Genomic DNA, 13367 nt, shown 5'->3' with positions numbered 1-13367 from the left:
AACTTACCATTGTTCCACCTAATAAGTTCGAGCTAGCGAACCCAGTTATTATTGGTGAAAGAGCTGAAGCTGATATTTCTTCTTATTGGTACATTATTGCTTCCGATTCGAATAACCAATTTATCACTATTGACCTCGATGAAAATCGATTAGATAGATGCTATGACAGCTTTTGGGATAGACATGGAGTAGTTGGTGAATGTGCAATTATATCGGTTTTCTTTCACAGATTTATTAGAAAGACTAATTGAAGCTAGGGGAAAATACTTGTATTGGCTTCAAGAGAAATCGTAAGATTACCCTTTTTTTATAGAGGGAGGAATGTTGAATAGGGGTAGTCGCTTAAAGAGATTGTCTTCTTCGTTATAGATTTAGATTGATGTATAATCAAATAAAGATGATTAGAACCGGAGTGATATTATGAAAAAATTAGATGGGTATGCAGCTGAATTAATTAAAGATATCATTCGTGATGGTGAGGCTGTTTTCGAAGTTGATGGAAAGAAATATTATTTAACTCAAATAGAAGATGCAGAGACGACTGTTAAGGAAGATGTGGAAGCAGATTCTGAATTGAAACAAAAATTATTACAAGCCAAGAAAGATATATTGGATGGAAAAATTTATTCTACTGATGCAGTTTTAGAGATGATTGATCAAGGTGAACTTTAAAGGAAATATGGTGGACAAACCAAGCTTTAGAAGGGTTTAGTAACATTCAAAGTAATCACTTTACATCGGAAGAAACTAAAGAATATAAGAAAAAGTTAGTGAGAAGGATGGAAGAAAAAATTGTTTTACTAGGCACAAGTGTCGCCGTCGATAAACCTGAGTGGGAAGGATCTTATAAAATTATTATTGACAAGTACATCGTTTACTACTCTTTTTCAAATGATAGAACAATTTGTTATATAGAATATTTTAAACACTCTAGACAACATAGATAGCTAGTCATGACATTTAAATTATTTCAAGAGATGTCAAGCCTAGCTATTTCTTTATATTCCTTTGTTTAGTTATCTGGTGCAATAATTGAACAGTGGAAATGTCTTCTTCAAGTAAAGGACAGCATTCCTTAAAGAAGCTTATGGCGAAAAAGCAATATGGAGGGGGAGATTTAACCAGAATGAGTTCTCTGTTTAATTGGGTATTGTTCAATGGATATACGCTTATCCTCTATTTATATTTGAGAAGAAGAAGTGACGGTGCAGATCTATCCAGAGGATTTCTAAACGCATCATATACCATTATGTTGTTGAATTTGGGCTTAATTGCATTGATTTTAGCAGTCCCAGATATATTTTTCATATAAGTCAGATGTAAGCATTTTGTTAAAGAGTCAGAATCTTAAGCTTTTGACTATCGAGCAGTAATGTTTAATTGGGGTAATGGGTTTCGTGGATAAAAATGGTGATAATAAGGAGGGAAGAAAAATGAATATAATTAGTCGTTGGGTAATTGCAGTTGTTTTGATTTTATTGGCAATTTTATTATTTAATAAAGGGTTAGAATTAAGAGCTCTTGGAGCAAATGTCGATGGAGATGGTATTGGAGTAAACTTCTTAGCTTTCGAAATAAATGATAGAGTACCAGAAGAGAGTATCCCATCATATGCAATTGGATTTTTCATTTCTAGCATAGTCCCTATAATTATATCTATTATATTAGTTGGAAAGAATTTGAAATCCAGAGTAAAAGCAAGTTAAATAATGGTGCGGTTCATTAGAGCTTGTGAGGATATGCACTTAAACAAACGGATCAGCTTAGTTGAAGAAAAAAGAGTAAGTTCCAACAAGGAATTTGCTCTTTTTTTAGTTGTTACAATTTCTATTTTTTGAATTTTTGAAACTATTTTCCAATAAAAAACGTATTTGGAAGAGGGAGTTATATTGGTGAACTTGCATAGTTTGATTAGTTGTTGACGAGAGGGGGATCTAGATGAAAAATAAATATTTGTCTATTGGTATTATTGTTATCCTATTAGTTGTCGGCTATTTTACAATCAATAAAAATGGCCCCCAGGAAGCTTTGGTTTTTACGGAGGAGCACAAGGTGTCAAATATTGCTACGTTTGCAAAGCTGTATGGGTATGTTAGATATTTTCACCCGAGCGATGAGGCATCTGGATTAGATTGGAATGCCTTTGCTGTATATGGGGTACAAGAGGTGAAAAATGCAAAAAGTACGAAAGAGTTGAAAGAGACATTAGAAGAATTATTTCTTCCGATTGCCCCTACGATTGAACTTGCTTTAGATGAAAAAGATGAGTATTCCAAGTGGGATCTTGTGAACGAAAGTCCTGATGGGAAGTATGTTTTCTGGCAAAACCAAGGAGTAGAAACGAGTTACACAAATCAATTATTCCCGGTTGTAGACAGCAGGGTGTATAAAAGTAAACGTGTATTTTTTACAGATCATAATGGAGAGGTTACACTTATTGAACCTGTTTTCGATCAGTATCCAAATAGAGAGGACTGGGTTATACAAAGAGCCATTTCCAATAGCCTTCATGTATATGTACCTCTTGTGCTTCCTGTTGATGATGAAAATCGTACGATGGGAGGGTCCCAGGATTCTCAGGTTGCATTTGAAGAGTTAAAAGAGGCGATACATGAATTGAAGGTTGCTGGTATTAATAGTGAAAAAGAGGACGCTAGGATTTCTGGCGTAGTTATTGTTTGGAACATGTATCAGCATTTTTATCCTTACTTAGATGTGGTTGATGTGAAATGGGAAGAAGAATTACATACTTTTATCGGTAAAGTCATAGATGACGAAACGTATGATAACTATGTTACCTCGCTCAAGCTCTTCGTAGAAAAAGCACAGGATGGCGGATCTAGGGTATATACTAGATTGGATAATAAAACATTCACATTACCTTTTCGTGTTCAATTTATTGAAGGTGAGCTTGTCATTACAGAGGTGTTGGAAGATAGCCCTTTCAAGTTAGGAGATATACTTTTAACCAGAGATGGTCTCCCTGTCAAAGATTTGTTCGAGAAACACCTGAACGAAACCTCGGGTTCTGCCCAGTATAAAGAAAGTATTGCAGAGTATTTACTGGTGACGGGGAACATAAACGACTCTGCTGAGATTGAGATAGTTAGAGACGAAGAGGTTTCCAAACATACAGCTTCTTTTACTGAACCCTATTACTTAGATTGGGACACAGATCCGATTCAGGAAGTGCAAGAGGGAATTTTTCTTGTTTCTATGGATAAACAAATAACACAAAGTCAACTCTCTCAATTTGTGGATGAATTAGCATCTGCAAAAGGGATTATCTTTGATGTTAGACAATACCCTTCTGCATCTGCACTTCAATACTTTCAACATATAATGGATGAACCATCGGTAACCAGTATTACTAGAAACCCGCAGTACTTATTACCGGACCAACAAGGTGATATCCAATACTTTGAATTGTCAGAACCAGCAGAACCACTTCAACCAAAGAGCCCCAAGTTTACAGGAGAAATTGTTTTCTTAACAAGGGACGCTACGAGTGCATGGGGTGAAGTTTTTATAGATATTGCGAAGGAACAAAAGCTTGGAACTATTGTAGGTCAGCAGACAGCAGGAGCAAATGGATATTTGAATGCAATTGATTTATTTGATAGTATCATTGTCTACTTTCTCGGGTCAGAAGTGTTAAAGGCTGATGGTTCACAGCTTCATCTGATAGGTATAGAGCCAGATATCGTTGTGAACCAGTCAATTGAAGCTGTAAAAGCAGGAAGAGATGAGTACCTGGAGGCCGCCATTCAAATTATTGAAGGCAATAGGTAGGAGGAATATGGGGTGAAAAATAAGTACATTTCTGTTGGTTTGATTGTTCTTCTGCTAATCACTAGCTTCATAGTGATCAATAAAAATGGTGCTCAAGAGCCGTTAGTCTTTACAGAGGAACAAAAAATCAGGAATATCACAGCTTTTGCTAAAATCTACGGATATGTTCGCTATTTTCATCCCAGTGATGAAGCAGCAGACTTAGATTGGGATACATTTGGGGTGTATGGTGTAGAGCAGGTGAAAAATGCAAAAACAAAAAAGGAGTTGCACGAGACACTCGAAGATTTATTCTCTCCAATAGCCCCTACGGTAAGGATTGCTAATAAAGAAGTTGGCTACTCATTTAAAGATATTTTTGAAGAAAACAACACATCCAATTACCTGTTCTGGCAACACCTTGGAGTGGAAACGAACATGACAATAATACCTAGTACAGGTAATGTAAACCCTTATGCTAGTAGCAATAGGGTTGTCATAAAAAGCAACCTTGAATTAGAAAATCAACTGTCCGAACAAGTCCCTCCTAAGGAAAAATGGGTCATTCATAAAGAGGTATCAAATAACTTGCATCTCTATTTACCACTTGTGATACCAATCAATGAGGAGGAGAAAACCATAGGCACAACTTCAGAAACATTTACTGCTTTTGAAGAATTGGAACAGGAACTGAAAAATGTAAAGCAAAATGGTATTCATGCAACAGATGAGAACGCTCGGATATCCGGCATCATTACTACATGGAATATCTTTCAACATTTTTATCCATATTGGGATGAAGTTGAGGTAAATTGGGAAGCCCAACTTGCTCCATATTTAACAGAGGCATTGCATGATCAGACGTACGAAGACTATTTAACTACTTTAAGAATGTTAGTAGAAAACGTTCAAGACGCTGGTGCAGTTGTTACAGGTAAGGATGACTCTAGAATGTTTTCTTTGCCTATTCGGGTTAGAGAAGTAGATGAAAAAATTATTGTGACAGAGGCGCTAGACAGCCAATTCCAAAGTTGGAGATATGGTTCATTCCATAGATGGCACTCCCGTAATGGAGTTAATGACGCATCAAAAACAGGAAATTTCAGGCCCAGAACATCATAAGACAGCTTTGGGTGAACTAATGTTAGTAAGAGGACCATTCGGAGAATCTACTGAGATTGAAGTCTTACGCAACGATGAAAGCCTTACAAATACATCTATTTATGAGATAGAAAACACAGTGACACTCAATCAATCGGTAAGTATTCAGGAGATTGAAGAGGGGATCTTTTATGTTCCACTACACGGGGATATCAATATAATCCGTTTGGCTTATTACGTGGACTTACTCCAATCTGCTAAAGGGGTCATATTTGATTCCAGATATGAAGATGAGGGAATGGCCTATTTATTTATGCAACATTTATTTGCTGAACCCATCCCATCTGTAGACATACGTAGTCCTCAAAATATATTGCCAGACCAAGAAGGCGTAGACTATAAGGATTTAGGGTGGATGATAGAACCAAAAGAGCCAACCATTCAAGGAGAAATCGTATTTTTAGCCTCGAATTGGGGAGATCCGATTTTGCGGCAAATCAAAGACTACCAGTTAGGAACAATCATCGGTGAACAGACAGCTGGACAAATAGGCTACCAGAACCGTTTCCTTTTATTTGACGGGATTTATATCAGTTTTACAGCCATTAAAACAAAGGGGCTAGATGGTGACCAACACCATGTACACGGGGTAATACCTGACATTCTCTTAGAACCCACTTTCGAAGCCATACAGCAAGGGCGAGACCTGTGGATAGAAGAAGGGGTTCAGTTCATAAAGGATAATCAGTAACTGCAAAACAAAGTGCGGTCCGATTTTGATCGCACTTTTTTAATGTATTTGGAAACTTTTAGGTGTGTTCCTCGTCGTATTAAAGGGGGCGGTATGATGAAAAATGATTTAAAAGGAATATGGTTGGTGTTTTTAATGATAATCCTAGTGGGATGTAATATAGAAAATAATGCAGAACCGAATCTCATTCTTAAAGGATACATTCTTGAGGTTAACCAGGGTAGGCTACTCATCGCTGAAGATATAACAAAGGAAGAGTTTGATAAGATACGGGATATGACGATTAAGGAAATCCAGGATATAGAGGAGAAAATGATTATGCTAACCTATGTATCTTTTACAAATGTAGAAACCTTTAACGTCGGTGATTTTGTAAAAGTTACAGTAGACGGAGGAATTAACCATTCTTATCCAGGTCAAGCGGGTGCGAAGAAGATTGAAATTGTGGAGTAATATATCGGAGGGATTAGTCTTGGTCCAATTTTATACTAACAAAGAAAAACCTATCCCAGCTAAGCTTTTAAAGGATTTATATCAGAATGCAGGTTGGTGGGATGAAAGATCAGAAGAAGACATAGAGAGTATGTTAATGAATGTTATTTCAGTAGGTGCCTGGAAAGATGGCGTTCTAGTCGGGTTTGCCAGAGCAATTTCGGACGGACGATTTCGTGCATATATTGAAGATGTAGTGGTTCATAGTGAATATCAAAGGCAGAATGTAGGAACACAATTGATGGAACGGTTACTTAGGAAACTGTCCCACATAGATGTGATTAGTTTATTTTGTGAAGAACATCTAATACCATTCTATAAGAGTCATCAATTTACAAGAAGTCAGTCACAGTTTGTAATGCATAGAAAGTGAATAAAGCCCTATACATGTAAAAACCATAATATTTCCTTTTTATATAGGGAATATTATCACCTAGTAAATAGGTGGGGGGTAAATTCATGGATATACAACATAATCACATGAAACTAACAGCTTCAGAAGTTTCTTTCTTATGGAGAACATATATAGCAGATAGTATGTCAATTTGTGTGTTTACATACTTGCTGTCTTTTATTGAAGATAGCGATGTAAAACATGTTGTACAACATGCTATCGATTTATCCCAGCAGCACATTGACATCATACATGGAATTTTTACAGATGAAAAGATTCCAATACCCGATGGATTTTCAATAGAAAAGGATGTAAATCCAAATGCGAAAAGACTATTTTCTGATCCCTTTTGCCTACATTATTTAAAAATGATGTCAAAAGGTGGGCTCTCGGTATATTCAAACGTCATTCCAAATATTTATCGTGAAGACATTCTTTCATTCTTTTCAAAGGCATTAAAATCAACAGTCCAATTGAATGATGAAGTCACAGAGATTTTATTAAAGAAAGGTATCCAAGTTAGGCCACCTACTATCCCGTATCCTCAAAAAGTTGAGTATGTACATAAGCAATCCTTCCTTTTAGAAGGATTAAATAAAAGGCCATTAAATGGAATAGAGATTACAAACCTGTATTCAAATATTCAAACCAATCAACTTGGAGCAGCTTTAGCAACTGCCTTTAGCCAAGTTGTAAAGTCAAAAAAAATAAGAAATTACATCTTAAGAGGGAAAGATATCTCCATAAAACACGTGAAAATCTTTAGTGATTACTTAGCGCAACAATCCCTTCCTGTTCCCGTGTCACTTGAACAGGAAATAACAGATTCACCTGAATCACCCTTTTCAGACAAGCTTATTTTGTTTCATTTTTCCCTTATGAACTATTCGGGGATTGGAAACTATGGGATGGCTATCTCAGAGAGTTTGAGAAGTGACTTAGCAATCGATTTTTCACGTCTACTCGCGGAAGTTTTGAAATTCGGGGAAGACGGGATCAATTTAATGATTGCCTTTGAATGGCTGGAGCAAGGACCATTGGCAGTGGATAGAGAGGAAATACAAAGACATAAAGAATGATACAACGAGAGAGGCTTCTATTAGCAAGATACACGTTCTACTATTTTTACAAAAAACTAGTTCTTGGGAAAGCCTCTTTTTCGTCCATTCTTCTTCTGTACATTAAAAGGTATCCGAAAAAAAACACCCTCACTTGGAAGGTGTATAACATTAAAACATACGACGTGGGTCGTGTTCGCTTAGATGTTCTTGATCTTTCTCTTTACGTCGACGATCAGCGATAAATTTTTTGTTTGTTTTCTTTATATAAATCTCAAGGACAACTGATAATAATAAAATAGCAACAAAAACTCCGATGATAATCCAGAGAACTGGCATAAGGTAACCCCCTTGATGCATGAACTTCTTTTATTCTATCATTTTATTACTAAATAGTGAAATTAAATAGATTTCCAGTTGGGAATCAAGGACTAACGACAAAAAAATCTCCCGGACCTATTGAAAGGTTTCGGGAGATTCTTTCATATCTAGTGAATATGACGATATACGCCTATTACTTTTCCAAGAATAGATACGTTACGAACGATAATTGGATCCATTGTTGGATTTTCTGGTTGAAGTCGAATATGGTCTTTCTCTTTAAAGAAACGCTTAACCGTTGCTTCGTCTTCTTCAGTCATTGCGACAACAATTTCTCCATTACGCGCCGTGCTCTGTTGTTTTACAACAACATAGTCCCCATCTAGAATTCCAGCCTCAATCATACTGTCACCCATAATTTCAAGCATAAATACTTGTTCATCACGAGGAGCAAGACGTTCAGGTAATGGAAAGTATTCTTCAACATTCTCGATAGCTGTGATAGGTTGACCTGCTGTAACCTTACCTACGATGGGTACGTTACGAACTTCATTTCTAGGGATGCTATCTTCCTCTAATTCTAGCACTTCTATGGCTCTAGGTTTAGTAGGGTCTCGACGGATGAGTCCTTTACTCTCTAGTCGAGCCAAATGGCCGTGCACAGTAGAACTGGATGCTAAACCTACAGCTTCTCCAATTTCACGAACGGATGGTGGATAGCCTTTACTTTTAACTTCGCCTTTTATGAACTCTAATATATCCTGTTGCCTCTTTGAAAGCTTCGTCATAGTCCGACACCTCTTAGTAATTCTTGGAACAATTATAGCATGTGTCGAAAAAATATACAAACATAAGTTCGAATTTTCTGTTGACTAAAACGTATGTTCGTATTATGATAATACCGAACAAACATTCGCAAAGGAGTTTTAGAAACATGACTACATTTATTAAAAAGCATTCATTTTCCATTTTATTTTTACTTTTTGCTTGGATCTTAGCATTTGTTTACATACAATTAACAGCAGAAACGTCAGCAGACAATTATCAATCTATCACTATTAATAAAGGTGACACATTATGGGAAATTGCCTCTACCTATCAAGAAGAAGCGAATCACTCTATTCAAAGTTTCATTGCATGGGTGGAAGATATGAATAACATTGATGTAAATAGTATCAAACCGGGAGATCAAATCGTCATCCCTGTAGAAAAATACGGAGATATACAATATTTAGCATCATCAGGAGAGTAATTACATCATGGAAAAAGCCATTATATACTGCCGAGTAAGTACAACGAAGGAATCTCAAGAAACTTCACTAGAACGACAAGAGAGAGAATTAGTAGATTGGGCCAAGCAAAAAAGCTCACTAGTAGTTGAAGTTATTAAAGAACAGCACAGTGGATACGATGTAGACCGTGAAGGATTCTTTAAAATATTGGACCTTGTTAAAAGAGGAAAGGCAAATACACTTTTTATACAAGACGAAACTCGAATTGGTCGAGGAAATGCCAGAATCGTGTTACTTCATTTTCTTAAAAGAGAAGGGGTAACGATTTACTCTCTACATCATGGAGGGGAACTTGAAATCTCAGAAGGTGATTCCCTCGTTCTACAAATCATTTCATTAGTAGAAGAGTATCAACGGAAACTAAAGAATGTAAAAATCAGTAGAGGTATGCAAGCGGCTATGGAAAAAGGATTTAATCCTAGTCGAAATTTGAAGAATGTGGACCAAGCACCTGGAAGAGAGAAGATTGAGGTGCCCATTGAAGAAATTGTTAGGCTTAGAGAACATAAACTAACATTTCAAGAAATCGCAGCAACCTTGAGAGGTCTTGGTTATGAAGTGTCAAAAGCAACGGTTCATAGAAGACATAAAGAATATGAAGAAACAAAGAGTGAATCTCAATAGTTGTATTCTATTACTTCATTTAGTATCATAGGGTCATGCGCTCAGGGAGCAAAGAAAAGGAGCGATGACTATGTTACCAAAGCATAAACTTAATCGGATAAATGAGCTCGCAAAAAAAGCAAAGTCTTCAGGACTTACAGAAAAAGAAGCAAAAGAGCAAACAGCACTTCGTAAAGAATATTTACAAGTCTTTCGTTCTTCTATGCTGAATACACTAGATAATGTGACAATCGTAGATCCAAATGGAAACGATGTGACACCAGAAAAACTAAAAGAAAGAAAAAAGAAAAATAAGCTACATTAAGAAGTCGGGATACAAAACAAACTTGTATCCCTTTTCTGATTTATTTTTGGCATAGTCATTCCCAACATAAGGGAAACTAGGTAGGGATTTATTGTACAATAATAAAAAAGATTCATTCTTGAGTAGGAAAGGATGCTGAACTATGTTTAATGAAAATGACCAACTCGCCATCAATACGATTCGTACATTAACCATTGATGCCATTGAAAAAGCCAATTCTGGTCACCCTGGAATGCCAATGGGGGCTGCTCCGATGGCATATGCTCTTTGGACTCGTTACATGAACCACAATCCAGAAAACCCATCTTGGTTTAACAGAGACCGTTTTGTTTTATCAGCTGGTCATGGATCCATGCTTTTATATAGCTTGTTACATTTATCTGGTTATGATGTAACAATGGATGATATCAAAAACTTCCGTCAATGGGGTAGCCGAACACCAGGACATCCTGAGTACAAACATACACCAGGTGTTGAGGCAACAACGGGGCCATTAGGTCAAGGAATCGGGATGGCTGTTGGGATGGCCATGGCTGAAAGACATCTAGCTGCTAAATACAACCAAGATAATATGGAAATTATTGACCACTATACATATACAATTTGTGGTGACGGAGACTTAATGGAAGGTGTAGCTGGAGAAGCTATTTCCCTTGCAGGTCATTTAAAGTTAGGTCGTTTAATTGTGTTATACGATTCTAATGACATTTCATTAGACGGAGACTTACATAAATCTTTCTCTGAAGATACCAAAAAACGTTTTGAGTCATATGGTTGGCAATACCTTCGTGTAGAGGATGGAACGGACTTAGAAACCATTGCCAAAGCGATTGAAGAAGCAAAGGCAGATACGTCAAGACCAACTATGATTGAGGTAAAAACCGTTATTGGGTACGGTTCACCGAATAAAGCGGGTACTTCCGGAGCACATGGAGCTCCGCTAGGGAGTGAAGAATTAAAAGTAACAAAGGCAGCGTACAAGTGGGAATTTGAAGAAGAATTCCATGTTCCTGATGAAGTGTATAGCCAATTTAAATCCACAGTATTAGAAAAAGGAAAGCAAGAAGAAGCTAAATGGAACCAATTATTTGATGAATATGCGAAAAAATATCCAGAATTAGCTGAGCAGTTGAAGAAAGGGATTCAACACGAGCTTCCTGAAAACTGGGATCAGAACCTACCAGAATATGAAGTAGGAAAAGGCGTTGCGACACGTTCGTCATCTGGTGATGTTCTAAACGCACTAGCTCAAAATGTACCATCTATATTTGGTGGTTCTGCAGACCTTGCTGGTTCTAACAAGACGATGATCAAAGGATCTGATGATTTTAGTGCGGATAGCTACCAAGGAAGAAATATTTGGTTCGGAGTTCGTGAATTCGGAATGGCAGCCGCATTAAACGGAATGGCCTTACATGGTGGACTACACGTTTTCGGCGGAACGTTCTTTGTGTTCTCTGATTACTTAAGACCTGCCATTCGCTTATCAGCGTTAATGGGTGTTCCCGTAACCTATGTACTAACACATGATAGTATTGCCGTTGGGGAAGATGGGCCAACTCATGAACCAGTCGAACAACTCCCATCATTGCGTGCAATGCCAAACCTAACCGTATTACGTCCAGCTGATGCGAATGAAGTGAAAGCAGCGTGGAAAACAGCACTCACATCGAAGGATCGTCCAACTTTACTCGTACTGTCTCGTCAAAACCTACCTACACTTAAAACAACAGCTGAACTTGCTGACGAAGGTGTATCAAGAGGAGCTTATGTCGTATCACCAGCTAATAAAGAAACGCCAGATGTTCTTTTACTTGCAACTGGAAGTGAAGTGAGCTTAGCGGTTGAAGCACAAGAAGTTCTTGAAAAGGACGGCATTCATGCTTCAGTAGTAAGTATGCCTGCATGGGATAAGTTCGAAGAGCAACCAGAATCTTATAAAGAATCTGTTCTTCCAAAGGCCGTAAAGAAACGCCTAGGCATCGAAATGGCTACTCCGCTAGGTTGGCATCGCTATGTAGGAGATGAAGGGGATGTACTTGGTATCCATACCTTTGGTGCATCTGCTCCTGGAGAAAAAGTAATGGCTGAATATGGATTTACTGTAGACAATGTGGTATCTAAAGTAAAAGCCATGCTTTCATAAATTACTCTTATGTATAAGCACATCCCGTCTTTGACGTAGGATGTGCTTATTTTTTTGCGCTAATAAAGAATTTTCTAGGCATTCTGTCAATATATGGTGTATTCTAGTAATAGATAGAAAATTTAGTATATTCGACAAAATTAGTGAAAGATTTGAACACAAACCAACATATTTTAAAAGATTCGTCATATACAATATAGAGAAGAAAAATAGAGGTGAGGGGGAAACTCTATTGCGTCAATATGACTTGTACCGGATTGAAGAAGAAGTGGCTAGTTATTATTATGGAAGAGAACAGAAATTCTATGGCCTTTTCCGTGAATACAGTATGTCCGAAGGTGAATTTAAAGAAATTGTAGAAGGACAAATTCAATATATTACAAAAAAGATTCCGATTCTTCCGATGCACCAGTTGTTGAAAGAAGGCCTGAAGCGAAAGGATCCTCTTCAAAATGAAGGAAATATCTATTGGGTACATAAGGATGGGAAAGAGAAGGAATTTGCTAGGATGGAATTAGCGGAACATAAAATCTCTATTTGGGCTGAAGGCGATCAAGATGTAGAATCTATCTTTTTTGACCTACTCCGTAAAATGGATAATTTCTTGGCAATTGACTTAGAAAATGAGCGTTATGGATGGTTAAAGCCTTGGAGAGAAAGAAAATATATATAAAGAGTAGGAATTAGGTTATTAAATATTGTATAATCACTTTTGGTTTAGTACACTGTAACATAGACAACATGAAGGAGGAAACGTTTTATGTGGTGGATGTATACTCTAGTGGGAGTAATCGCTCTACTCGCAGGTGTGGCACTTGGCTTTTTCATCGCGAGAAAATACATGATGGACTATTTAAAGAAAAACCCACCTATTAACGAACAAATGCTTCGTATGATGATGACACAAATGGGTCAAAAGCCATCTCAAAAGAAAATCAATCAGATGATGCAAGCCATGAATCGTCAGACAACGAAATAATAGGACAAGCACTCTTTGAAGAGAGTGCTTTTTTTAAAAGATAAGAAAGTATAAATTTTGGGTCTACCGCAGTCTTTTGGGCTGTGGTATTTTCAATTTATGGAGAGGAATATTCTTAGACAAATCTTTTTTGA

General features: G+C 37.1%; 18 protein-coding genes and 1 pseudogene. 17 read left to right on the top strand and 2 right to left on the bottom strand.

Going from position 1 to position 13367, the window contains the following annotated elements; genetic code table 11:
• Positions 1-8 precede the first annotated feature (8 nt).
• The 11 genes and pseudogenes from ABDZ91_RS16215 to ABDZ91_RS16170 form a co-directional block, all read left to right on the top strand.
• Positions 9-294: pseudogene (locus ABDZ91_RS16215) on the top strand (SMI1/KNR4 family protein); the annotation flags it as partial.
• Between the two features lie 126 nt (positions 295-420).
• A complete protein-coding gene (locus tag ABDZ91_RS16210; protein WP_343801018.1) occupies positions 421-672 on the top strand; it encodes a hypothetical protein in 252 nt (83 codons plus the stop codon).
• Between the two features lie 5 nt (positions 673-677).
• Positions 678-947 (top strand): type II toxin-antitoxin system RelE/ParE family toxin, encoded by a 270-nt coding sequence (locus ABDZ91_RS21990; RefSeq protein ID WP_425541846.1) that lies wholly within the window; start codon positions 678-680, stop codon positions 945-947.
• A gap of 179 nt (positions 948-1126) precedes the next feature.
• Positions 1127-1312, top strand: a complete 186-nt coding sequence (locus ABDZ91_RS16205) for a hypothetical protein (RefSeq protein ID WP_343801015.1) — start codon at positions 1127-1129, stop codon at positions 1310-1312.
• A gap of 121 nt (positions 1313-1433) precedes the next feature.
• Entirely contained in the window at positions 1434-1706 is a 273-nt protein-coding gene (locus ABDZ91_RS16200; RefSeq protein WP_343801012.1) for a hypothetical protein, read from the top strand.
• A 232-nt stretch (positions 1707-1938) separates the two neighbouring features.
• Positions 1939-3792 carry a S41 family peptidase gene (locus tag ABDZ91_RS16195; protein ID WP_343801009.1) on the top strand — a complete coding sequence of 618 codons (1854 nt, stop codon included), beginning with the start codon at positions 1939-1941 and terminating at the stop codon, positions 3790-3792.
• A gap of 12 nt (positions 3793-3804) precedes the next feature.
• Positions 3805-4893: a hypothetical protein gene (locus ABDZ91_RS16190; protein ID WP_343801007.1), complete on the top strand. Its 1089-nt coding sequence runs from the start codon at positions 3805-3807 to the stop codon at positions 4891-4893.
• Positions 4850-5623 carry a S41 family peptidase gene (locus tag ABDZ91_RS16185; protein WP_343801005.1) on the top strand — a complete coding sequence of 258 codons (774 nt, stop codon included), beginning with the start codon at positions 4850-4852 and terminating at the stop codon, positions 5621-5623. Before ABDZ91_RS16190 ends, ABDZ91_RS16185 begins: the two co-directional genes overlap by 44 nt.
• A 93-nt stretch (positions 5624-5716) precedes the next feature.
• Positions 5717-6076 (top strand): DUF3221 domain-containing protein, encoded by a 360-nt coding sequence (locus ABDZ91_RS16180; RefSeq protein ID WP_343801002.1) that lies wholly within the window; start codon positions 5717-5719, stop codon positions 6074-6076.
• 19 nt (positions 6077-6095) lie between these two features.
• Positions 6096-6488: a GNAT family N-acetyltransferase gene (locus ABDZ91_RS16175; protein ID WP_343801000.1), complete on the top strand. Its 393-nt coding sequence runs from the start codon at positions 6096-6098 to the stop codon at positions 6486-6488.
• 86 nt (positions 6489-6574) lie between these two features.
• The gene (locus tag ABDZ91_RS16170) at positions 6575-7588 is read left to right on the top strand and encodes a DUF3231 family protein (RefSeq protein WP_343800997.1); all 1014 of its coding nucleotides are present in this window, start codon (positions 6575-6577) and stop codon (positions 7586-7588) included.
• A 150-nt stretch (positions 7589-7738) separates the two neighbouring features.
• Here the strand turns inward: ABDZ91_RS16170 and ABDZ91_RS16165 are convergent, their stop codons facing one another.
• Together ABDZ91_RS16165 and lexA are read right to left on the bottom strand one after the other, a co-directional pair.
• The gene (locus tag ABDZ91_RS16165; RefSeq protein ID WP_343800995.1) at positions 7739-7906 is read right to left on the bottom strand and encodes a hypothetical protein; all 168 of its coding nucleotides are present in this window, start codon (positions 7904-7906) and stop codon (positions 7739-7741) included.
• 149 nt (positions 7907-8055) lie between these two features.
• Positions 8056-8676 (bottom strand): transcriptional repressor LexA, encoded by a 621-nt coding sequence (lexA, locus tag ABDZ91_RS16160; RefSeq protein ID WP_343800992.1) that lies wholly within the window; start codon positions 8674-8676, stop codon positions 8056-8058.
• 146 nt (positions 8677-8822) lie between these two features.
• Between lexA and yneA the strand changes: the two genes are divergently transcribed.
• From yneA to ABDZ91_RS16130, 6 genes are all read left to right on the top strand, one after another.
• Complete coding sequence (gene yneA, locus ABDZ91_RS16155) at positions 8823-9140, top strand: cell division suppressor protein YneA (protein WP_343800991.1); 318 nt, start codon at positions 8823-8825, stop codon at positions 9138-9140.
• A gap of 7 nt (positions 9141-9147) precedes the next feature.
• Complete coding sequence (locus tag ABDZ91_RS16150; protein WP_343800989.1) at positions 9148-9804, top strand: YneB family resolvase-like protein; 657 nt, start codon at positions 9148-9150, stop codon at positions 9802-9804.
• Between the two features lie 70 nt (positions 9805-9874).
• Complete coding sequence (locus ABDZ91_RS16145) at positions 9875-10108, top strand: DUF896 domain-containing protein (protein ID WP_343800987.1); 234 nt, start codon at positions 9875-9877, stop codon at positions 10106-10108.
• A gap of 142 nt (positions 10109-10250) precedes the next feature.
• A complete protein-coding gene (gene tkt, locus ABDZ91_RS16140) occupies positions 10251-12254 on the top strand; it encodes a transketolase (RefSeq protein WP_343800984.1) in 2004 nt (667 codons plus the stop codon).
• A 232-nt stretch (positions 12255-12486) separates the two neighbouring features.
• Positions 12487-12927 (top strand): sporulation inhibitor of replication protein SirA, encoded by a 441-nt coding sequence (gene sirA, locus ABDZ91_RS16135; RefSeq protein WP_343800981.1) that lies wholly within the window; start codon positions 12487-12489, stop codon positions 12925-12927.
• 87 nt (positions 12928-13014) lie between these two features.
• Positions 13015-13233 (top strand): YneF family protein, encoded by a 219-nt coding sequence (locus ABDZ91_RS16130; protein WP_343800978.1) that lies wholly within the window; start codon positions 13015-13017, stop codon positions 13231-13233.
• The last annotated feature ends 134 nt before the right edge of the window (positions 13234-13367 follow it).

The organism is Bacillus carboniphilus (assembly GCF_039522365.1).
Classification (GTDB): domain Bacteria; phylum Bacillota; class Bacilli; order Bacillales; family JC228; genus Bacillus_BF; species Bacillus_BF carboniphilus.
The sequence above is the reverse complement of the archived record's forward strand: the minus strand, read 5'-3'. Positions and strand labels throughout refer to the sequence as shown.